The organism is Aquabacter sediminis (assembly GCF_028863665.1).
In the GTDB taxonomy this organism is placed as follows: domain Bacteria; phylum Pseudomonadota; class Alphaproteobacteria; order Rhizobiales; family Xanthobacteraceae; genus L1I39.
Map to the genome: position 1 here is coordinate 347081 of NZ_JARBFX010000002.1, position 22565 is coordinate 369645.

Here is a 22565-nt window from a genome sequence, read left to right on the forward strand (position 1 = left end):
CGAGACCATTCGCCTACAAACCATCACCCGCCGTGCTGCGCCACCACGGCGAAGTCCAAGCCCCGCGCAAGCTCCGGGACCTACCGCGGAATGGTCCTTCGCGTATCCGGTGGCAGACATGAACATCCATTCCATAAAGATCAGAATCATCGCGCTCTCGGCGCTCTGCGTCGTCGCGGTGGCCGGCGCCCTTTTGGGCTACAGCCTCTATGCCGCCTCCCAGACCTCCCATTATGTGACCGAGCGCGTGCGCGGGCTGCTGGAGCAGACCAGCCAAGAATCCCTGCAGCGCCTCGCCACCGTGCAGGCCGGCGCCATCCGCGCGGAGATCGATTCCGCCTTCGAGGCCGCCCGCAACATGTCGAAGGCCCTGGAGGTGATCGCGGACAATGACGGCACCGGGACGCCCCGCGACCTGCGGCGCGGGCAGCTCAATGCGCTGCTGCTCTCCGTGCTGAAGGACAACAGCCGCTTCAACGGCACCTACAGCGCGTGGATGCCCGACGCGCTCGACGGCGCCGACGCCCTCTTCCTCAACCGCAAGGATCTCGGCACCGACGCCACCGGCCGCGCCTTGCCCTATTGGACGCGCGATGCGGGGGGCAACATCGCCCTCCAGCCGCTGGTGGAATATGACAGCCGGGAGCTGCACCCCAATGGCGTGATGAAGGGCGGCTGGTTCATCGGCCCGCAGACCGACGGCAAGGAGAGCATCCTCGCCCCCCTGCCCTATATCGTGCAGGGCAAGTCCGTTTACCTCGCCACCATGTCGGTTCCGATCACCGTGGGCGGACGCTTCGTGGGCGTCGCTGGCGCCGACTTCGACCTGTCCTTCGTGCAGAGCCTGGCGGAGAAGGTGGATAACTCCATCTATAAGGGCGAGGGCACCGTCACCATCGTCACCAATACTGGCCTCGTGGTGGCGTCCAGCGCCGACCCGCGCGCCATCGGCGGCCCCTACAGCAAGATCGAGCCCCAGGCCGACCAGGACATGGCCCTCTTGCGCAAGGGCGAGGCGGTGGCGAAGGTGGACACCGCAAAGGACGTGATCAAGGTGTTCGCACCCGTGCCGCTTGGCCGGACGGGCGCGGCATGGTCGGTCATCATCACGGTGCCCCGTGCGCTGGTGATGGCCGACGCCAATGCGCTGGGGGCCTCCCTGGCGGAGCGCAGCGGAACCGATGCCTTCTGGCAGCTGGTGGCCGCGGCCATCGTCACCGCCCTTGCTTTGCTGGCCATGGCGCTGGTGGCGCGCGGCATCTCCAACCCCATCACCCGCCTCACCCTCGCCCTGCGCCGGCTGGCCGCCGGGGAACAGGTGGCCGAGATCGCCGGCGCCAACCGCAAGGACGAGATCGGCGACATCTCCCGCGCCGTGGACCAGATCCGCATCGGCGTGGAGGAGGAGGCCGCCCGCAAGGCCAAGGAGGCGGAAGCCACCCGCCTGCGCGCCGAGGAGGAGCGCCGCTCCACCATGATGAACCTTGCCGACGGCTTCGAGCGGGCCATGGGCCAGGTGGTGGAAGGCGTGGGCGTGGCGTCCGACCAGCTCCAGGGCGCGGCCGGCACCATGACCACCGCGACCCGCAAGGTGGCCGATTCCTCCCACATCGCCGCCAGCGCCTCGGAGGAAGCCTCCAACAATGTGCAGACGGTGGCCTCGGCTGCGGAGGAGCTCGCCTCCTCCATCGTCGAGATCAAGCGGCAGGTGGATGAGAGCGCCCGCATCGCCGCCGATGCGGTGCGTGAGGCCGGCAGCACGGCCAACCAGGTGCAGGAATTGTCCAACTCCGCGGTGAAGATCGGCAAGGTGGTGGACCTCATCCGCACCATTGCCGGACAGACCAACCTGCTCGCCCTCAACGCCACCATCGAGGCGGCGCGGGCAGGCGATGCCGGCAAGGGCTTCGCCGTGGTCGCGGCCGAAGTGAAGGAACTGGCTGAGCAGACCTCGCGCGCAACCGCGGAGATCGAGGCGCAGATCGAGGAGATCCAGGGCTCCACCCGGGCCTCCTCGCAGGCCATCGAGGGCATCACCGACGTGATTGAGGCCATCAACCGCATTGCCGGCTCCATCGCCTCTGCGGTGGACCAGCAGGGCGCGGCCACCCGGGAGATCGCGCACAATGTGGCGCGCGCCTCCCAGGGCACGCAGCAGGTGTCATCCAACATCACCGGCATCAACGGCGCCGCCGCGGATTCCTCCGCCGCAGCCACCCAGGTGCAGGATGCAGCCGCCACCCTCGCCACCCAGGCCCAGACGCTGCGCCGCGTGATGGCGGAGTTCCTCGGCACGGTGCGCGCGGCCTGATCCGGCCTTCTGGCACGACACACAGGCGGGCGGCCTCGGCCGCCCGTTTTGCCTTGGGCCGGGCTTTTCAGCGCCCCCCGATCCGGCACATCTCCTCGCCCGAAAAGGCGCGGGAGCGGGTCAGGAAGCGGCGTTCGGTGCCGTTGTCGAGGGAGAACATGCCGCCCCGTCCCGGCACCACGTCGAGGATGAGCTGGGTGTGGCGCCAGACCTCGAACTGATCGGCGCCCATATAGACCGGCGCGCCCGCCACTTCGCCCAGGCGCACATCCCGGTCCCCCAGCAGAAAATCCCCCTGCGCGTAGCACATGGGCGAGGAGCCATCACAGCAGCCGCCCGACTGGTGGAAGAGGATCGGCCCGTAGCGGGCCTGCAATTCAGCGATGAGGTCGAGCGCGGCAGGCGTCGCCAGCACCCGTTCGGGTCCATCGGCTGGCTGTTCCACGCGCGGATCGTTCGCGACCATGGCGTTCTCCCACATGCCCCCCGTCAAGGAGGCATCTTATGGCGGGCAGCCGCCGGGCGGGCGCCTGCGACCTCGCCGCGCCGGACCGCCCCTTCTCTTTAACGTGACACGTTCCAGGCAAAAAAATGGGCCCGTCCAGCGCTTGCCGGACGGGCCCAGGCCGGGAGGTTAGGCGGCCATGTCGAGGACGATGCGGCCCTCGATCTGGCCCTTGTGCATGCGGCCGAAGATGTCGTTGATCTCTTCGAGCCTGGCGGTGTGGATGGTGGCCTTCACCTTGCCGTCGGCGGCGAAGTCCAGGGATTCCTGAAGGTCGAGACGCGTGCCCACGATGGAGCCGCGCACCGTGATGCCGTTCAGCACCATGCCGAAAATGTCCAGCGGGAAACCGCCGGGCGGCAGGCCGTTGAGCGCGATGGTGCCGCCGCGCGCCACCATGCCGATGGCCTGCTCGAAGGCCTTCGGGCTCACCGCCGTCACCAGCACGCCCTGCGCGCCGCCGCCGGTCTCGCGGCGGATGATTGTGCGGGGATCTTCCGTCCTGGCGTTCACCGTGACGGTCGCGCCGAGCCGGCGGGCAAGGTCCAGCTTGGTGTCGTCAATGTCCACCGCCGCCACGTTCAGCCCCATGGCCTTGGCATATTGCACGGCCATGTGGCCGAGCCCGCCAATGCCGGAAATCACCACCCAGTCGCCGGGCTTGGTGTCGGTGACCTTGAGGCCCTTATAGACGGTGACGCCCGCGCACAGCACCGGGGCGATCTCGGTGAAGCTGATATTGCCCGGCAGATGGCCCACATAATTGGGATCGGCCACCACATATTCGGCAAAGCCGCCATTGACCGAATAGCCGGTGTTGAGCTGGCTCTCGCACAGCGTCTCCCAGCCGCCGAGGCAGTGGCGGCAATGGCCGCAGGCCGTATAGAGCCAGGGCACGCCGACCCGGTCGCCTTCCTTCACATGCTTGACGCCGGCGCCCACCGCCGAGACATAGCCGACCCCCTCGTGGCCGGGAATAAAGGGCGGGTTCGGCTTCACCGGCCAGTCCCCCTCGGCGGCATGAAGGTCCGTGTGGCAGACGCCGGAGGCGCGGATGGCCACCTGGATCAGGCCGGGACCGGGCTCGGGCACCGGCACTTCGTCGATGGTGAGCGGTGCGCCGAACATGCGCACGACGGCCGCTTTCATCGTCTTCGCCATGGCTTCGTCTCCTCCGTTGACGGGCGGTTCGCGCGCCCTCTCCCTGACACGTCATTGGAATGGGGGCGCGCACCCGGACTGGCGCGCACCCCTTCGCCGTGCTGGCCGGACGGGCCGGCGCGGAACCCTGGCGTGGCCGGGGCCACCACCAGGATCCCGCGCGACGGCCCCCGCCGTGGGGGTGTCTCGATCACCGGGACGGGCGCCAGGAGCGCCCGGTCTCAGGCATTGGACAGCAACACGCGGGGACCGCGCATTGATCCGCCTCAGAAGAAACCAAGCTTCTTGGGCGAGTAGCTGACCAGCATGTTCTTGGTCTGCTGATAGTGGTCGAGCATCATGGAATGGTTCTCGCGCCCAATGCCCGACTGCTTGTACCCGCCGAAGGCCGCATGGGCGGGATAGGCGTGGTAGCAATTGGTCCACACCCGGCCCGCCTGGATGGCGCGGCCCATGCGATAGGCCCGGTTGCCATCGCGCGTCCACACGCCGGCACCGAGGCCATAGAGCGTGTCATTGGCGATGGTCAGCGCCTCTTCGTCGTCCTTGAAGGTGGTCACGCACACCACCGGGCCGAAGATCTCCTCCTGGAAGATCCGCATGCGGTTGTGGCCCTTGAACACGGTGGGCTTCACATAATAGCCGCCCGCAAGATCCCCCGGCAGTTCGTTGCGGGCGCCGCCGATGAGCACCTCGCCGCCTTCCTGCCGGCCGATGTCGATATAAGAGAGGATCTTCTCCAATTGCTCGGAGGAGGCCTGGGCGCCGATCATGGTGGTGGGATCGAGCGGGTCGCCCTGCTTGATGGCGGCGACACGGGCGAGCGCGCGCTCCATGAAGCGGTCATAGATGCTCTCATGGATCAAGGCGCGGCTGGGGCAGGTGCACACCTCGCCCTGGTTGAGGGCGAACAGGACGAAGCCCTCGATGGCCTTGTCGAAGAAATCGTCGTCCTCGGCCGCCACGTCCTTGAAGAAGATGTTGGGCGACTTGCCACCCAGTTCCAGCGTCACCGGAATGAGGTTCTGGCTGGCATACTGCATGATGAGCCGGCCGGTGGTGGTCTCGCCCGTGAACGCGATCTTGGCGATGCGGTTCGAGGACGCCAGCGGCTTGCCCGCTTCCAGGCCGAAGCCGTTGACGATGTTGAGCACGCCGGGGGGCAGGATGTCGGCGATCAGTTCGGCCAGCACCAGGATGGAGGCCGGGGTCTGCTCGGCGGGCTTGAGCACCACGCAATTGCCGGCGGCAAGGGCGGGGGCGAGCTTCCACACCGCCATCAGCAGCGGGAAGTTCCAGGGAATGATCTGGCCGACCACGCCGAGGGGCTCATGGAAGTGATAGGCGATGGTGTCGTGGTCGATCTCGGAGATGCCGCCTTCCTGCGCCCGAATAGCGCCCGCGAAATAGCGGAAATGGTCGATGGCCAGCGGCAGGTCGGCCGCCATGGTCTCGCGCAGCGGCTTGCCATTGTCCCAGGTCTCGGCGCGGGCGAGCAGGTCCAGATTGTCTTCCATCGCCTGCGCGATGCGGTTGAGGATCAGCGCGCGCTCGGCCACCGAGGTGCGGCCCCAGGCGTCTTTCGCCGCATGGGCGGCGTCCAGCGCCAGCTCCACGTCGGCGGCTTCCGAGCGGGCAACGTCGCACAAAGGCTGGCCGTTGACCGGGGAATGATTGGTGAAATAGCGCCCGCTCAGCGGCTCGACGAAGCGGCCATTGATGAAGTTCCCGTAGCGGGCCTTGAAGGGAGCGGCGGACTGGCGAATGAATTCCGGCTTGTTCATGGTTTCCTCCACAACCGTCGTGCGGTTGGAGGAAGGATCGGCGGACGGGGCGGGATCGTCACCGGGGCGGGCGTCCGCAGGCTGGCCGGAGTGTCGCGATCCTGAGACAGGTGGGCCGCAAAAAATGCGACAGGCTCAGTTGGGGCGGTGAAGACCGAGCTTGGCGAGCTTGCGATGCATAGTGGCGCGGCTGATGCCCAGCGCCCGCGCCGCCGCTGACACATTGCCGTCCGCCCGCGCCAGCGCCCGCTGGATCACGCCCCGCTCGCCTGCGCAGAGGTCATCCGCAGCTTCCTGCGTGGCGCCCTTCAGCAGGAGATCGGCGGGAAAAGGCGTGGCGAGACGCTGCTCGGTGAGGTCGAAGGCGAGGCGCGCGGCGCGGTTTGCGCCGATCACCAGGTCTTCCCGGTCCACCGCCAGGAGCGCATCCGCCGCGCGGCCGGTCTCGGCCACGACGATCCGCGCATGGCTGAAGGCGGCGCGGAACTGGCTCGCTTCGATGCGGTGGGCCGCGTCCACGGTTGCGGCGGCGATCAGCTTCAAGGTGGCGGGGGTGAGGTCCTGCCGACAGGTGGAGACATCGAGCGCGCCGGCCAAGCGCCCCTGCGGGTCGAAGATGGGCGCGGCGGAACAGCTCAACCCGATGTTCCGGGTGAGGAAATGCTGGTCGCGATGGATGGTGAGCGGGCGCGCCTCCGCAAGGCACGTGCCGATGCCATTGGTGCCGCCGCAGGCCTCGCTCCAGACCATGCCGGTCCAGAGACCGAAGCGGCGGAAGTCCGCATTGTCGCCGGGCAAGGCTCGCCGCTCCAGCGGCACACCGTCCTTGTCGGTGAGCAGCACGCAGCAGCCCGCCTCGCCGACCATCTGGAACAGGCGATCCATCTCCACCTTGGACTGGCGCACCAGCAGGCCGGACCGGTCGCAGGCGGCATCGAACTCGGCCTTCGTCAGCTGCTCGGGCGGGCGGGTCTTGTCGGGGTCGAGCTTGTAATGGACGAGGGAGCGCGTCCAGGACGCCGCGATCAGCGAGGCGGCACCGGCGGCCGCGCTGTTCAATGTGGAGTAGATGGCGTCCGCATGCGGCGCCCTTCCGGTCCCGGTCATGACCGACCCCTGCGCTTCCCTGCGATCCGCATTCTCCCCCGCTTGCGGCGGGAGGCGCGATTTGGTGGGGAGCTTTCCCGACCAACCTTTGGCTGTCAAGCGCGGGGGATGCCGGAGGGGATGGGCGAAAAGTCTAAGGGGGAGGACGGCAAGGCGCCCCGAGCGAAGCGCCTTGCCCTTTGCCCCCTCACCCCACCGGCACGCCCAATTCCCCCGCCATCCCCTCCGACTGGCGCTCGAACAGGCGGCGGTAGCGGCCGTCCGGGCGGGCGAGGAGGGTGTCGGGACGGCCGTCTTCGACGATGCGGCCGTGCTCGAACACCAGGATGCGGTCCATGGCCCGCACCGTGGACAGGCGATGGGCGATGATGAGGGCCGTGCGGCCCCGCATCAGGCGCTCCATGGCCTCCTGGATGGCGGCTTCCGATTCTGAATCCAGGCTCGATGTGGCCTCGTCCAGGATCAGGATGGGCGCATCCGCCAGGAAAGCCCGCGCGATGGCCACCCGCTGGCGCTCGCCGCCGGAGAGCTTCACGCCCCGCTCGCCCACCAAGGTCCGATAGCCCTTGGGCAGGCGGGCGATGAAGCCGTCCGCATTGGCCAGGCGCGCCGCCTGCTCGATCTCCGCCGCCGTGGCGTCGGGCCGGGCATAGGCGATGTTCTCCGCCAGCGTCCGGTGGAACAATATGGGCTCCTGCTGCACGATGGCGATCTGCTGGCGAAGCGAGGCCTGCGCCACCTCGCGCACGTCATGCCCGTCGATGAGCACCCGGCCGCCGGTCACGTCATAGAGCCGCTGGAGCAGCTTCACGAACGTGGTCTTGCCCGAGCCCGACGGGCCCACGAGCCCCACCCGCTGACCGGCGGGAATGGTCACGTCCAGGTCGCGGAACAAAGGCGCGGCATGGAGGCCGTAATGGAACGTCACCTGGTCGAACCGCACCTCCCCGCCCGGCACGGCGAGGGGACGCGCCTCCTGCGCGTCGGCGACGCCGGGCGCGAGGGCATGCAGGTCCACCAGCTCCTCCATGTCGTTCACCGCCCGCTGGAGGTTGTGCACATATTGGCCGATCTCGCGCAGATAGCCGTGGAGCACGAAATAGGTGGTGAGCACATAGGTGACATCGCCGGGCGTGGCGCGGCCTTCCCACCACAGCCAAAGGGCCGTGCCGGTCACGGCAGTGCGCACCAGCCAGAGGAGGGCGAACTCGCCGCTGGCGCTCCAGGTGTGGAGCATCCAGGTGCGCTGCACCCGCCGCCGCCAGCGCACCACCACCGCCTGGAGGCGGGCATCCTCCCGCGCCTCGGCGCCGAACGCCTTCACCACCTGGTTGGCGCCCAGCGTGTCGGAGAGGATGCCGCCGATGCGGGTGTCCCAGGCATTGGAAAGCCGTGCGGCGGGCGCCACCACGCGGGTGGCGAGCGTCACGGTCAGCGCGCCATAGGCCAGCGCACCCACCGCCATGACGAGGCCCATGAGCGGCCAATGCAGCATCAGGAGCGCCACCGTGCCGGTGAGCACCACCACCGAAGGCAGGAGCATGAGCAGCAGCACGTCGTTGAGCACGTCCAGCGCCCACATGCCGCGCGTGATCTTGCGCACGGTGGAGCCGGCGAAGCTGTTGGCGTGCCAGTCGCTGGAGAAACGCTGCACCCGGTGGAAGGCCTCGCGCACCACGTCGGCCATGATGCCCAAGGTCAACGGCACCACCCCCCACCACGCCAGGTGCCGCAGAACCACCATGACAAGGCCGAGCCCGGCCATCATGAGGAAGGCTTCCAGCGCGGCGGGCGCGGCCTCGCGGCCCTGGGTGAGCGCATCGATGAGGCGCCCGGCAAAGAGCGGCACGAAGATTTCGGTGAGCGTCGCCGCGACGATGGCGACCGCGATGCCGGCCGCCATGGGCCAGCGGCGCGCCCAGTGGCGAAACGTGAAAGCAAGGACATTGCGCAGCGCATCCGCGCCGTGCCGGGACGAGTGAAACATGACCGTGAAGGCGCGAGGCGCCTCTCCTGCGAAACGGGAAACGGGTTGCGCGGAGGTATCTGGCGAAGCGGAGGAGCGCGGGGCGGCGGCCGGCTCAGTTGAAGCTGGCGTCGCGAAAAGGAGCGTCCTGAAACTCCGCGTCGGGTGGGCCCGATAACCTCAAGGTCTTCAAGGAAGACCTGGCCGAACTAGCGGTTCGGCATCCCGGATGGGATGGGCTGACGCAAAACATCTGTCATCTATGCCCTCCCTGGTGCGCGGCAACGATGGAAGGTCACTAGCACAGGTCGCGTTTTTGGGCAATCGCGCCAAGCCGGGAGGGCCATGCCCGGTGACAGCGCGGCGCCGTCAGGCGTCAAAGCGGGGCCTTCGCGCGCCGTCCCGCATGCTTTAAATGCGGGTGGTCCTCCTGTTCGCGCGTGGCCTCCATGCATGATTCCGCCGTCTTCGCCTGGGGGCTCTTTGCCGTCCAGGCGGCCATCCAGCTGGTCTTCATCCTGCGCGCTTTGCTGCGCCCGCACCGGGAGCCCGCCGCCCGCTTTGCCTGGGTGCTGGTGATCGTGCTGGCGCCGGGCATCGGTGTGCTCGCTTATGTGCTGTTCGGCGAGATCAATCTGGGCCGAAAGCGCATCGAGCGGCTGAAAGCGGCCTTCGATGCCCTGCCGCCCGCAGGCGAAATCGCCGGGCCCTCCGCCGAAAAGGAGGTGCCGGAGCGCCACCAGCCCTTGTTCCGTGTGGGCCGCTCGGTGAGCCAGTATGAGCCGACGGCGGGCAACCAGGCGCGGCTCCTGGACGATTCCGCCTCCGCCATCGCGTCGCTGGTTGAGGACATCGATGCGGCGCGCGAGAGCGTGCATGTGCTGTTCTATATCTGGCTCGCCGACGAGAGCGGGCTGAAGGTGAAGGCCGCGCTCCAGCGCGCCGCCGCGCGCGGCGTGGTGTGCCGGGCCATGGCGGACGATCTGGGCTCGCGGGCCTTCATCCGCTCGGTGCATTGGCGGGAGATGGCGCAAAGCGGGGTTCGCCTCGCGGCGGCGCTGCCCGTGGGCAATCCGCTGCTGCGCCCGCTCAAGGGCCGCATCGACATGCGCAACCACCGCAAGATCGCGGTGATCGACAATGGGGTGACCTATTGCGGCAGCCAGAATTGCGCCGATGCCGCCTTCGCCATCAAGGCCCGCTTTGCGCCCTGGGTGGATGTGCTCGCCCGCTTCGAGGGGCCAGTGGCGCGGCAGATGCAGCATCTGTTCGCCAGCAACTGGATGGCGCAGGTGGACGAGGACCTCGCCCCCCTCTTTTCAGCCCCCCTGCCCGCCCCGCCCGCCGATGGCGGCTTCATTGCCCAGGCCATCGGCTCCGGCGCAGGCGTGCGCTATTCAGCCATGCCGGAGACCTTCGTGGCGCTGATGAATGCGGCGCGGCGGGAACTCGTCATCACCACCCCCTATTATGTTCCGGACGAGCCCATCCAGGCGGCCTTGTGCGCCAGCGCCCGGCGCGGGGTGGCCACCACCATCGTCTTCCCCCGCCGCAACGATTCCTGGATCGTGGCGGCGGCGAGCCGCTCCTATTATCGCGACCTGCTGGAGGCGGGGGTGGAGATCCGCGAATATGAGGGCGGCCTGCTCCACGCCAAGACGCTGACCCTCGATGGGGAGATCACGCTCATCGGCTCGGCCAATATCGATCGGCGCAGCTTCGAACTGAATTCGGAGAACAACATCCTGCTGCACGATCCGGCCTTCACCCGCGCGCTGCGCGCCCGCCAGCAGGTGTTCCTCGACGCCGCGCGGCCGGTTCAAAAGGGGGAAGTGGAGGCGGCCAGCCGCGCCCGGCAGATCTGGAACAACACCATCGCCATGCTCGGTCCGGTGCTTTAGGGCGGCGTGGTGTTGTCGGCGCCGCCCTCCCCCCTCAGCCCTGGCGGCGGATGAAGCCGGTGATGCTCACGCGCTCCCAGATGCCGGCCTTGTGGAAGGGATCGGCAGCGTTGAAACGCTCGACGGTGGCTAGGTCCTCCGCCTCCACCACGAACAGCGAGCCGATCATGGTGGTGCCATCCGCCGCCACCAGCGGGCCGGACATGACGATCTTCACCCCATGGGGCGCGGTGTCGGACAGGAAGGCCTTGTGGGCATCGTAATTGGCAAGGCGGGTGTCGAGCGCGCCCTTGCGGTCGAGGGCATGGATGGCAAACAGCATCGAAGGCTCCTTCATGAGGAAAGGCCCCCGCCCCTGAACGGGCCGGGAGCCTTGGAGGTGAAACTCAAATAAAGGCTCGCCGGCTCACTTCTTGGTGGCCATGGCGGCCGCTTCCGACCAAGGCGGGCAGGCGCGCGCCTCCAGGGGGACGTCATAGGGCTGGTAGTTGGAGGCATTCACCACGGTGGGCTTCAGCACCACCTCGGAAACGATCGCCTCGCCCCGGATGGCGCGGATGGCGACCATGGTGCCGATGCAGCCCTGGAGGAAGCCATTATAATCCCCGGAGGCCAGCAGCTTGCCGGTCTTGATGGCGTCCACCGCCTCCTTGGTGCCGTTGATGCCCACCACCTTGGCCTTGCGGTTGGCGCCGTCCAGCGCCTCGATGGCGCCGATGGCCATGGCATCGTTGGCCGCCAGCACGCCGTCGATCTGCGGGTGCGACTGCATGAGGTTCTCCATCACCTGGAGGCCCTGCAGGCGCTGATAATTGGCCGGCTGGCTGGCCAGCAGCTTGACGTCCTTGTTCTCCTTGATGGCATCGTTGAAGCCGCGCACCCGGTCGATATTGGTGAGCGAGCCCTTCACGCCTTCCAGGATCACCACATTGCCCTTGCCGCCCATCTCTTTCAGCAGATAGCGGCCTGTCTCAAGCCCGAGGCTGTAATCGTCGGCTCCCACGAAGGCCAGGAACTTGCCGCCGGCGCTGCGGTCGGTGACGTTGACCACGGGGATCTTGGCCTCGTTGATCTGCTCCACGCCCGGCACCATGGCCTTGTAGTCCACCGGGATGAAGACGATGGCCGCCGGCTTCTTGACGATCACGTCCTCCACCTGGCTGAGCTGCTCGGGAATGCTGTCCGGCTTGGTGGGGATGTAGTTCACCACCTTGGCGTTCATGGACTTGGCGGCGGCTTCCGCGCCCACGCGCACGGTCTGGAAATAAGGGTTGGTCTGGTTCTTGGTGAAGACGGCGATGGTCTCGCCGTCCGCCAAAGCGGCCGTGGCGCAGAAGGCCAGCGGCGCCGCGAGGGCCAGGGTCTTCAGGCTCTTCATGGTTTCCTCCAGTTGCATTTTCATGGCGATGACAGGGGGCGAGGCGCCGTCTGCGGGGCTCAGGACGCCATCAAAGCGGCAGCGTTCTCGGGGCGCGGCTCCAGGGTTCCGGCCTCGATGGCCAGCGCCATCTCGACGATCCTGGCGTTCACCGGCGCCGGGCGACCGGCCTTGGCGAGGATGTCGATGACGTGGCCATTGATGTCATAGACCTCCGCCCGCCGCCCCTTGCGCCAGTCCTGCAGGGAGGTGACGAGCGTGGTGGGGGTGGAGAAGGTGGTCAGCACCTCCTCGAAGATCCGGTCCACATAGCGGTCGGGGTCGTTGGAGGTGACGGGGGGCATGCCAATGATGGGGGTCACGGTGGCGCCGTCGGCAATGGCGGCTTCAATGGCTTCGTAGCCTGCGGTGCGCATCAGCTGCAGCATTCCGGGCAGGCGGACCGCGTCGGCGAGGGGCAGGTTGAGAATGGAGGACGGGATCAGCTCGGCGGCATTCACCACCAGCTTCATCCATTTGAAGGACTTGATGTCCTCCGTCACTTCCACCCGTCCCGTGGTGCGCAGCACATTGGCCACGTCCTCGACCCGCGGCTGCGTCTTGGCGGTCAGCGCGCCGAGCGCGAACCAGGCGGTCTCGTGGTCATTCTCCCGGTTGGTGACGCCGGGTTCCCACATGTTGGAGGCCATCTCGATGACGCCGCCGATGCAGCGGTCCTCGCCCACCACCTCGGCGATGGCGGTGTGGGTCATGCCGTTCTGAAGGCCCACCACCAGGCCGTCATCGGCGAGGTAGGGCTCGATCAGCTGGCACGCCCACTTGGTGTCGTAGGCCTTGGTGATGATGAAGACGAGGTCGAACTTCCCCTTCACCTCGGCCACCTGGCACAGATGGAGCGCGGGCACCTTCACATTGATGGTGCGGGTGGGGAAATTGACGGTGATGCCGTTGGCGCGGATGGCCTCCACATGGGCGGGCCACTGCTCGATGAAGGTCACGTCATATCCCGCGCGGGCAAAGTCCGCGCCGGCGGAAGCGCCCTGCGCGCCGGTGCCCAGGACCGCGATGCGCGGATTGTAGCTGGATGGGGCGGTCATTCTGGTGGTGTCCGTTTGCTTGGGGCTGGTGGGATCTGGACGGGCGGCCGGCGGTCCCGCCCGCCCGTCCTGCGCCTTAAGGCTGCTGCGGTGCCGATGGCCCGGTTGCCGGCCGCTCGGCTTCGCCGGTCAATTCTTCTTGGCGCCCAGCGCCACGCCCTGCTCCCAGGTGGGGCACGTGCGGTTTTCCAGCGCCACGTCATAGGGCTGGTAGTTGGTGGCGTTCACCACCTTGGGCTGGAGGATGATCTCGGTGACGATGGGCTCGTTGCGCAGCGAGCGCAGCAGCGCCATGGTGCCGAGGCACCCTTGGATGAAGCCGTCATAATCGCCCGACGCCAGCATCTTGCCGGCCTTGATGGCGTCGATGGCCTCCTTGGTGGCGTTGACGCCGGTGACCTTGGCCTTGCGATTGGCGCCGTCCAGCGCCTCGATGGCGCCGATGGCCATGGCATCGTTGGCCGCCAGCACGCCGTCGATCTGCGGATTGGACTGCATGACATTCTCCATCACCTGGAGCGCCTGCAAACGCTGGAAATTGGCGGGCTGGCTCGCCACCAGCTTCACGTCCTTGAACTCCTTGATGGCGTCGTTGAAGCCGCGCACGCGATCGATGGAGGAAATGGAGCCCTTCACCCCCTCCAGGATCACCACATTGCCCTTGCCGCCCAGCTCCTTGAGCAGATAGCGCGCCGTCTCCTTGCCAAGGCTGTAGTCGTCGGCGCCGATGAAGGTGAGAGACTTGCCGCCCGCCAGCCGGTCGGTGATGTTCACCACCGGGATCTGCGCCTTGTTGATCTCCTCGACGCCCGGCACCATCGCCTTGTAGTCCACCGGGATGAAGACGATGCCCGCCGGTTTCTTGACGATCACGTCCTCCACCTGGCTCAGCTGCTCGGGAATACTGTCCGGCTTGGTGGGAATGTAGTTCACCACCTTGGCATTCATGGACTTGGCGGCCATTTCGGAGCCGACGCGCACGGCCTGGAAATATGGATTGGTCTGGTTCTTGGTGAAGAGGGCAACGGTCTCGCCGTCGGCCCGCGCCGCGGTGGCGGCGAAGGCAAGCGGCAGGAGCGCGGCGACAAAGGCGGCTTTTTTCATTTTGTTTTCTCCCTAGTCGTTCTGTTTTTTTTGTTTTGCGAAGAAGGATGCCCGGCCGGGTCGTCTCGCAGCCAGCTTTTCAACCCGTCCGGACCAGTCTCTCCTTCGCGGGATCGTTGCCCGATCTTCTTGTTCAACTGCGCCGGCGGCCGATCATGTCGAGCCACACGGCGAAGACCACGATCACGCCCGTCACCAGCGGCTGCCAGCTGGCATTGACCGCCAGCAGGTTCATGCCGTTGAGCACCAGGGTAAGGATGACGGCGCCGATGAAGGTGCCGAACACGCTGCCCACGCCCCCAAACAGCGAGGCGCCGCCGATCAGCACCGCCGCGATGGCGGGCAGCGTCATCGCCTCGCCGATGTCGCCCTCGGCGGAATTCAGCCGGGCGAGGAAGACGATGGAGGCAACGCCCGCCATGGCGCCGGAAAAGGCATAGACCAGCACCAGGCGCTTGTTGACCGGGATGCCCGTGAGGCGGGCCGCCACCGGATTGGCGCCGATGGCATAGATCTGCTGGCCCCAGACGGTGCGCTGGGCAAAGAACGAGCCCGCCAGCAGGAACACCACCATCAGATAGACCGGGATCGGCACGCCCAGGAAATAGCCCGAGCCGATCTGGCGGAAGCCGGGCGGGAAGCCGTGAATGGTCTCGCCGCCCATATAGTAATAGGTCACGCCGTGCAGCACCCACAGCATGCCATAGGTGGCGATGAAGGAGGGGATGCGGAGCTTCGCCACCATCAGGCCGTTGAAGATGCCCACCACGCAGCCGGTGGCGAGCCCCGTCAGCGTGCCCAGGACCGGCGAGCCGGTGGCCTTGATGACGGTGGCGGCCAAGCACGCGGACAGGCCGATATTGGCGCCCACCGAAAGGTCGATGCCGCCGGTGAGGATGACCAGGGTGAGGCCGGAGGCCAGGAAGAACAGCAGGCTCGCCTGCCGCAGCACGTTGAGGATGTTGTTGGCGGTGAAGAAGGCGTCCGAGAGGACGGACAGCACCACGCAGATGAGGCCCGCCGCCAGCAGCCGGTAGATGAGCTGCTGCATGTCCTTGGACAGATGCAGGCGCGGGGCGCCCGTGGAAACGTCGCCGGCGATGCTCATGACTTTTGTCCCCGGATGCTGTCGAGGAAGAGGGCGAAGATGACCAGGAGGCCGATGCAGGCCACCTGAACCGAGGAGGGCACGGCGAGCAGGTTCAGCCCGTTGCGCAGCACGCCCACGGTCAGCACGCCCATGAGGGTGCCGAAGATCCAGCCATTGCCCCGCTCGAAGGAGGTGCCGCCCAGCGCCACCGCGGCGATGGCATCGAATTCCATGCCGATGGCGGCGGTGGGATGGCCCGCATTCATGCGCGCTGTCATGAGCAGCGCCGCCACCCCGGCCATGGCCCCGCCCAGCGCATAGACCGCGATGAGAAGGCGCCGCCATTTCACGCCGGCGAGCGTCAGGGCATCCCGGTTGCCGCCCAGCGCGCACACATAGGTGCCGAAGCGGGTGTGGTAGAGCAGCACATGGAAGAGGGCATAGAAGGCGGCCCCGATCAGGAGCGGATAGGGGATGAGCCCGAACAGGTCGCCCGAATAGACCTGCCGCACGAAGCGGGGAATACCCACCACGCTCTGCCCGTCGGAGACGATGAGGGCCAGGCCCTGCGCCGCGCCCATGGTGCCCAGCGTCGCCACGAAGGGCGGGATGTTCACCACCGAGATCAGCCAGCCATTCAGGACGCCGAAGGCAAGCCCGACGCCCAGGGCCCCCATGAGCCCCAGCGCCAGGGACTGGGTGGACACGACGATGAGCGCCAGCACCAGCGAGCACAAGGTCAGCACCGCGCCGATGGACAGGTCCAGGCCCTCGGTCATGATGATGAGGGTCATGGGCAAGGCCAGGAGCAGCAGGATTACCGACTGCACCAGGATGTTGGAGATGTTGCCGCCGGACAGGAAGCCGGGACTCATGACCGCGAACAGGGCGGACAGGCCCACAAGAGCGACGGCGACGCCTGGCACTGAGGGCACGCGCAGGCCGCGGCGGGGGGAAAGGGCGAGATCACTCATCGTGCATCCCCATTCGGACGATGTTTTCCTCGGAGAGGTCGGCGCGCCCCAGCTCGCCCACGATGCGCTTCCCGCGCATCACATAGGCCCGGTCGCACACATGGACGATCTCGGCCTGCTCGGACGAGATCATGAGAACCGCCGCGCCCTCGGCCACCAATTGGTCGATGAGGGCGAAGATTTCCGACTTGGCGCCCACGTCGATGCCGCGGGTGGGCTCGTCGAAGATGAAGAGGCGGGTGCCGGCGGCGAGCCACTTGCCGATCACCACCTTCTGCTGGTTGCCGCCCGACAGCAGCGCCACATTCTGGTTGGCGGAGGGGGTGGCGATGCGCAGGCGGCCGATCACCTCGTCCGCCGTGCGCCGCGCCTTGCCGGGCGAGAACAGCATGTTGGGGAACAGCTTGGGCAGGCCCGCCACGGCGAGGTTATCGGCCACGGAGCGGATGAGCGCGAGGCCCTCGCTCTTGCGGCTTTCCGGGATGAGGCCCACGCCGATGCGGGCGGAGGCATCCGGGCCACCGGTCTTCTTCTCGCCGAAAATGCGGATCTCGCCGGCGGTCACCTCGTCGGCGCCGAAGATGGCGCGGGCCACCTCGGTACGGCCGGAGCCAACGAGGCCGCACAGGCCCACGATCTCGCCGGCGCGCACCTTCAGATTGATGTCGGCGATGCCGGACTTGGCCGCAAGGCCGGAGACCTCCAGCACCACCGGCCCCTCCTCGGTGGCGAAGCGGCGGGGATAGGACATGTCCACATTGCGGCCGACCATCATGCGCACCAGCTCGTCGGGGCTGGTCTCGCCGGGCATGGCCCGGCCCACCAGCTTGCCGTCGCGCAGCACGGTGATGCGGTCGCCCAGGGCGAACACCTCCGCCATGCGGTGGGAGATGTAGACGATGGCGACGCCCTTCTCCTGCAACTGCCGCATCACCGCGAACAGCCGCTCGGTCTCGCGGTCGGAGAGGGCGGCGGTGGGCTCGTCCATCACCAGGATGCGGGCATTCTGGGAGAGGGCCTTGGCGATCTCCACCATCTGCTGCTGGGCGACGCCGAGCGTATGCACCTTGGTGCGCGGGTCGATCTCCAGCCCCACCAGGTCCAGCACCTTCTGCGCCTCGGCATAGAGGCGCCGCCGGTCCAGGAGGCCGGGGATGGAGGAGGAAAACTCGCGGCCCAGGAAGATGTTCTGCGCCACGTCCAGGTATGGCACCAGCGAGAATTCCTGGAAGATGACGGCAATGCCCAGCGCCCGCGCATCGGCCGGCTTGCGGATCTCCACCTTCTCGCCCTTGTGGAAATACTCCCCCGCATCCGCCCGATAGGCGCCGCACAGCACCTTCATCAGCGAGGACTTGCCGGCGCCATTCTCGCCGAGCAGCATATGCACCTCGCCGGGCCAAACGGCGAACGACACGTCATCCAGCGCCTTGACGCCGGGAAAGGTCTTGGAAACGCCCCGCAATTCCAGCAGCGGCGGGCCCTTTTCGGCGGCCGGCGCCGAAGGTTGCAAGCGAGGCGTCGTCTCCATCACCGCCCTCATTGGGTTTCTCCGTGACTGGATGGCGCGGGCCGGAAGATCTTTCCGGGGTTCATGATGCCGAGCGGATCGAGGGCGCCCTTCACGAGGCGCATGGCGTCCACCGCCTCCCCCAGCTCCAGGGGGAGGAAATCCATCTTGCCGAAGCCGATGCCGTGCTCACCGGTGGAGGTGCCCTCCAGCGCGATGGCCCGGCGCACCAGGCGGTCATTGAAGGCCTTGGCGCGGGCCAGCTCCTGCGGATTGTCGGGATCCAGCAGCACCAGCAGATGAAAATTGCCGTCGCCCACATGGCCCACCACGGGGGCGATGAGGCCGCTTTCCTCGATGTCGGCGGCGGTGGCCACCAGGCATTCGGCAAGGCGCGAGATGGGCACGCACACGTCGGTGATCATGGCCTTGGCGCCAGGGCGCAGGGCCAGGCCCGCATAAAGGGTGTTGTCGCGGGCCTGCCAGAGACGCGAACGCTCTTCCGGGGTGGTGGCCCAGGCAAAGCCGAGGCCCCCCTGCTCCTGCGCCAGCGCCTCGGCGGTCTCCGCCTGCTCGGCCACATAGGCTTTCGAGCCGTGGAACTCGAAGAAGAGGTGCGGCACTTCGGGCAGGCCGAGCTTGGCGTGCAGGTTCATGCCGCGCATCATCACGGCGTCCAGCAGCTCGATGCGCGCCACCGGCACGCCGCACTGGATGACCGAAATGGCGGTGTTCACCGCCGCCTCCAGGCTCGGGAAGGCGCACACCGCCGAGGAGATGGCCTCCGGCTGGGGATGCAGCTTCAGCGTCACCTCGGTGATGACGCCAAGCGTGCCCTCCGCGCCCACGAACAGGCGGGTGAGGTCATAGCCGGCCGCAGACTTGCGGGCGCGCTGGGCGGTGCGGATGACGCGCCCGTCCGCCAGCACCACTTCCAGGCCCAGCACATTGTCCTTCATGGTGCCGTAGCGCACCGCCATGGTGCCCGAGGCCCGCGTGGACGCCATGCCGCCGATGGAGGCATCCGCGCCGGGATCGATGGGGAAGAACAGGCCGGTGTCGCGCAGATGGGCGTTCAGCGCCTTGCGGGTGATGCCGGGCTGGACGCGCACGTCCATGTCCTCACCATTCACCGCCAGCACGGTGTTCATGCGCCCCATGTCGAGGCACACCCCGCCCTTGAGCGCCGCCGCATTGCCTTCCAGCGAGGTGCCGGCGCCGAATGGCACCACGGGCAGCCGCAGGTCCCGGCACAGGCTGACGATGGCCTGCACCTCTGCGGTGCTCTCGGGGAAGACCACCACGTCGGGGGGACGGGCGGGGTGATAGGCTTCGCTGCGGCCGTGGTCGGCCAGCACGCCGGAGGCGCTGCTGGCACGCGGCCCGACAATGTCGGTGAGCCGCGCCAGGACCGTGTCCTTCGGCACATGGGCTGTCATGGTTTCCTCCCTCCGCGGCGGTCCGTTTTCCGGACTTCTCCGCCTGACGCGTCTTTCCCCTCTCAGGCCGCCTTCGAGGCCGCCTCGGACAAGGGATTGAGCTGGAAATCGTAATGGAGCGCGCACCAGTCGCGATCGAGCACCCGGCCATCGGGCGCCGTGCCAGGGCCGGACACGGCGAACTCCCGAATGAGGGAATCCTTCACCCCGAACACCGCATCGGAGTCCAGATAGGGATCGCCGCCCACAAAGACGTGGGTGACCAGCTTCTCGAAGCCGGGCGCCTCGATCATGAAGTGCACATGGGCCGGCCGCCAGGGATGGCGTCCCTGCGCCTCCAGCATCTTGCCCACCGGGCCGTCATGGGGAATGGGATAGGCGGCCGGCTTGATGGACCAGAAATGGAACCGGCCCTCCGCATCGGTGCGGAAGCGCGCGCGGGCCACCAGGCCGGCCTCTTCCCCGGTGTGCTGCACGTCGTAATAGCCGTCCTCATCGGAATGCCAGACATCCACGATGGCATTGGCGAGCGGGGTGCCATCGGGCGTCGTCACCGTGCCACTGGCAAACATGGGCTGGCCGGCGAGGTCCCCGGAAATGTCGGTGCCGCAAGGCGCCTCCGGCGGGCCTTCCACATAGAAGGGGCCGAGCACCGTGCTTTCCGTCACCTTGCCCTGGTGGTCATGATTGATGGCATCCACCAGCATGGACACGCCGAGCGTGTCCGACAGCAGGATGAATTCCTGCCGGGTGCCGGAGCACATATGGCCGGTGGCGGTGAGGAAGGCGATGCCCTGCTCCCATTCCGCCTGGGTGGGGCGCACCTCGCGGATGAAGTCGTGCAGGTGGCGGACGAGCGCCTCGCTGATCTGGCGGGTGCGGGGATCGGTGGCGCCGGCCACCCGTTCCAGCACGGCGTCGGTGATGGAATATTGGTCGAAATTCCTCAACGGAGCCTCCCTTGGTTTTTATTGAGGTCGGGCGCCTCCAGGCCGGCGAGCCATTCGGCCAGCCGCACCGTGGAGATGAAGTCCGCCTCGCCTTCGCCGCGCCCGAGGAGGGCGCCGTAGATTTCGCGGGTCATGGATGCCAGAGGCATGGACATTTCCGCCGCCTGGCCGGCATCGACGATGAGGTCGAGGTCCTTGGCCATCTGGCGGCAGGAGAAGGTGGAGGAAAAGTCCCGCGTCTCCAGGCTTTTCGCCTTGTAGTGCACCATGGGCGAGCCCACCGCGCTGTTGGTGAGCACGTCCAAAATGTCCTGCCAGGCCAGATTCCCCTTTCGGGCGAGCACCACGCTCTCGCCCATCATGGCGGCGGACACCGCGATCATGAGATTGACGGCGAGCTTGGCGTAGCGGGCCTCTTCTCCCGTGCCGAGATATTTCTGGGCGCGGGTGAAATCCTTCGCCACCGGCAGGAAGGTCTCGAACGCGGCTTCCGGACCGGAGACAAAGCAGGTGAGGTTGCCCGTATGGGCGATGGCCGCATTGCCGGAGACGGGGGCGCGCAGATAGAGGACGCCCCGCTTTTGCGCCGCCTGCCCCACCTCGGCGGAAATGCCGGGGCTGACCGTGGAGGTCTCCACCAGCAGCGCGCCGGGCCGCATGAGGGACAACAATTCGCCGTCCAGTGCCAGGGCGCGCAGCACCTTGTCGTCCGGCAGGGAGGTGAAGACGATGTCGTGCTTGGCCGCCTCCGCCAGCGTCGCGGCGGGCGTCACGCCGCTGTCCGCAGCGGCCGCGATGCGCGCCTGATCGCGGTCATGGCCGGCAATGACATGGCCCGCGCCGGCAAGGCGCGTGGAGATGGGCAGCCCCATCTTGCCAAGTCCAATCCAGCCGAGCGTTGCGGTTCCCGCCATCTGTCCTGATCCCTAAGCTGCCGACCGCGAGAGGCCGAGTTCATCCACGATGCGCGCCCCCGAGGCGGTCAGGCGCGCGAGCCTTTCGGAAAGGCCGGGGGCATCCAGCACCCGGTCGCGCTTGCGGAAGCGGCCGGCGATCATCACCGCCTCCACATCACCGCGCCCCGCCTGCATCACCACGGTGGCCACCGGGTCGTGCACCGGCTGGAGATGGAAGGCGCGGGCATCGATGAGCGTGATGTCTGCCTGCTTGCCGGGGGTCAGCGAGCCGATGCGATGGTCGAGCCCCAGCATGCGCGCACCCTCGATGGTGATCCAGGACAGCGCCTGCCGCACGCGGATGGTGGAGGTGGACGGGATGGCGCCCGTCTCCTGGCGGCTTTTCGCGTTGTCGAGGGAGCGCTGCATGCCGAGCGCGATGCGCCCGACCCCCATCATGTCGCCGGCGAGAACCGATTCCAGGTCCACTCCCAGCGAGGGCGCCGCGCCCCGCGCCAGCAGGCGGCCGGTGACGGGGAAGCCGTGGCCCTGCGTCATCTCATTCTCGGGCGTGGCCGAGAAGGACACGCCGAGATCCACCAAGGTGGAGAACAGGGCGTCCGACAAATCATTGCCGTGCACCACATTGATGCCCGGCCCCACCAGCCCGTCGGCGATGAGCTGCTCCCAGCCGCCCGGCGTCTTGGCAGGCCCGCCACCCTGGTGCATGGAGGCGACGAGGCCGAACTCGCGCGCCAGCCTGAAATCGGCGCGCGCCACCTCCAGGGTGGAGTAATGGGGCCCGAGAATGGCGAGGCCCAGGGTCATCAGGCCGTCATCGCCGGTGAAGGTCTCCCGCCGCAGCCGCTCGATCTCCGTGCGGGGATGGGGCACTTCGGAGAAATGGGGTTCGCCGGGCTTCGGGTCGGGCTTGGGCGAGCCGTGGAAGAAGGCGGCACGGATGCCGCTTTCGGCCAGCGCTTCCACCGCTGCGTCCGTATGGGCGGGGGTGGGATTGTTGTGGCACCAATCCACCAGCGTCGTGGTGCCGGCATCGATCTGGCCATAGGCGCCCATGAGGGTGGCGATGCCGATATCGTCGGGCCGGAAGCGGGTGGCGAGCCCGGCATGCACCCAGCGGAAATATTCCAGGAGCGTCCAATCGGCGGCAAGGCTTCGCAGGCCCGTCTGCCAGGTGTGCATATGGGCATTGACGAAGCCCGGCACGCAGATGCGGCCCGCCGCGTCCACCACCTCCGCCTCATCCGCCGCGATGTGCGGCGCGACGGCGACGATGCGCTCGCCCTCCACCAGGATATCGCCTTTGGCAAGGTCGCCCACCTGATCGTCCATGGACAGGATGGTGGCGCCGGAAATGAGGATGGGACGCAC

18 protein-coding genes are annotated in these 22565 nt (G+C 67.6%); 2 read left to right on the forward strand and 16 right to left on the reverse strand.

Translation table 11 applies throughout. From position 1 onward, the window contains the following. Positions 1–118 precede the first annotated feature (118 nt). Complete coding sequence (locus tag PV781_RS04585; protein ID WP_274774440.1) at positions 119–2311, forward strand: methyl-accepting chemotaxis protein; 2193 nt, start codon at positions 119–121, stop codon at positions 2309–2311. A 67-nt stretch (positions 2312–2378) separates the two neighbouring features. Here PV781_RS04585 and PV781_RS04590 read toward each other — a convergent pair whose 3' ends face one another. From PV781_RS04590 to PV781_RS04610, 5 genes are all read right to left on the reverse strand, one after another. Continuing rightward, the gene (locus PV781_RS04590; RefSeq protein ID WP_274774441.1) at positions 2379–2777 is read right to left on the reverse strand and encodes a DUF779 domain-containing protein; all 399 of its coding nucleotides are present in this window, start codon (positions 2775–2777) and stop codon (positions 2379–2381) included. Positions 2778–2945: 168 nt separating this feature from the next. Further along, the gene (adhP, locus tag PV781_RS04595) at positions 2946–3977 is read right to left on the reverse strand and encodes an alcohol dehydrogenase AdhP (protein ID WP_274774442.1); all 1032 of its coding nucleotides are present in this window, start codon (positions 3975–3977) and stop codon (positions 2946–2948) included. Between the two features lie 266 nt (positions 3978–4243). After that, the gene (adh, locus tag PV781_RS04600) at positions 4244–5761 is read right to left on the reverse strand and encodes an aldehyde dehydrogenase (protein WP_274774443.1); all 1518 of its coding nucleotides are present in this window, start codon (positions 5759–5761) and stop codon (positions 4244–4246) included. 135 nt (positions 5762–5896) lie between these two features. Further along, a complete protein-coding gene (locus tag PV781_RS04605; protein WP_274774444.1) occupies positions 5897–6868 on the reverse strand; it encodes a GAF domain-containing protein in 972 nt (323 codons plus the stop codon). A gap of 187 nt (positions 6869–7055) precedes the next feature. After that, complete coding sequence (locus PV781_RS04610; protein ID WP_274774445.1) at positions 7056–8855, reverse strand: ABC transporter ATP-binding protein; 1800 nt, start codon at positions 8853–8855, stop codon at positions 7056–7058. 428 nt (positions 8856–9283) lie between these two features. On the opposite strand from PV781_RS04610, the gene cls reads away from it, so the two are divergent. Further along, complete coding sequence (gene cls / locus PV781_RS04615) at positions 9284–10735, forward strand: cardiolipin synthase (RefSeq protein ID WP_274774446.1); 1452 nt, start codon at positions 9284–9286, stop codon at positions 10733–10735. Positions 10736–10769: 34 nt separating this feature from the next. Here cls and PV781_RS04620 read toward each other — a convergent pair whose 3' ends face one another. The 11 genes from PV781_RS04620 to PV781_RS04670 form a co-directional block, all read right to left on the reverse strand. Then, positions 10770–11057, reverse strand: coding sequence for a YciI family protein (locus tag PV781_RS04620; protein WP_342455437.1), 288 nt, complete (start codon positions 11055–11057; stop codon positions 10770–10772). Between the two features lie 84 nt (positions 11058–11141). After that, the gene (locus PV781_RS04625) at positions 11142–12113 is read right to left on the reverse strand and encodes a sugar ABC transporter substrate-binding protein (protein WP_274774448.1); all 972 of its coding nucleotides are present in this window, start codon (positions 12111–12113) and stop codon (positions 11142–11144) included. 59 nt (positions 12114–12172) lie between these two features. Further along, positions 12173–13210 (reverse strand): ketopantoate reductase family protein, encoded by a 1038-nt coding sequence (locus PV781_RS04630; protein WP_274774449.1) that lies wholly within the window; start codon positions 13208–13210, stop codon positions 12173–12175. 129 nt (positions 13211–13339) lie between these two features. Beyond that, positions 13340–14314, reverse strand: coding sequence for a sugar ABC transporter substrate-binding protein (locus tag PV781_RS04635; RefSeq protein ID WP_274774450.1), 975 nt, complete (start codon positions 14312–14314; stop codon positions 13340–13342). 133 nt (positions 14315–14447) lie between these two features. Continuing rightward, positions 14448–15422, reverse strand: coding sequence for an ABC transporter permease (locus PV781_RS04640; protein WP_209104790.1), 975 nt, complete (start codon positions 15420–15422; stop codon positions 14448–14450). Continuing rightward, a complete protein-coding gene (locus PV781_RS04645; protein WP_274774451.1) occupies positions 15419–16378 on the reverse strand; it encodes an ABC transporter permease in 960 nt (319 codons plus the stop codon). Before PV781_RS04645 ends, PV781_RS04640 begins: the two co-directional genes overlap by 4 nt. Then, a complete protein-coding gene (locus PV781_RS04650; RefSeq protein ID WP_274774452.1) occupies positions 16371–17909 on the reverse strand; it encodes a sugar ABC transporter ATP-binding protein in 1539 nt (512 codons plus the stop codon). The genes PV781_RS04645 and PV781_RS04650 overlap by 8 nt, the downstream gene beginning before the upstream one ends. Before the next feature lie 8 nt (positions 17910–17917). Continuing rightward, positions 17918–19327, reverse strand: coding sequence for an FAD-binding oxidoreductase (locus PV781_RS04655; RefSeq protein ID WP_274774453.1), 1410 nt, complete (start codon positions 19325–19327; stop codon positions 17918–17920). Positions 19328–19389: 62 nt separating this feature from the next. After that, on the reverse strand, positions 19390–20277 hold the full coding sequence (locus PV781_RS04660) for an intradiol ring-cleavage dioxygenase (protein WP_274774454.1): 888 nt from the start codon (positions 20275–20277) through the stop codon (positions 19390–19392). Continuing rightward, on the reverse strand, positions 20274–21191 hold the full coding sequence (locus PV781_RS04665; RefSeq protein ID WP_274774455.1) for an NAD(P)-dependent oxidoreductase: 918 nt from the start codon (positions 21189–21191) through the stop codon (positions 20274–20276). Before PV781_RS04665 ends, PV781_RS04660 begins: the two co-directional genes overlap by 4 nt. A gap of 12 nt (positions 21192–21203) precedes the next feature. Further along, positions 21204–22565: an amidohydrolase family protein gene (locus tag PV781_RS04670; protein ID WP_274774679.1), complete on the reverse strand. Its 1362-nt coding sequence runs from the start codon at positions 22563–22565 to the stop codon at positions 21204–21206.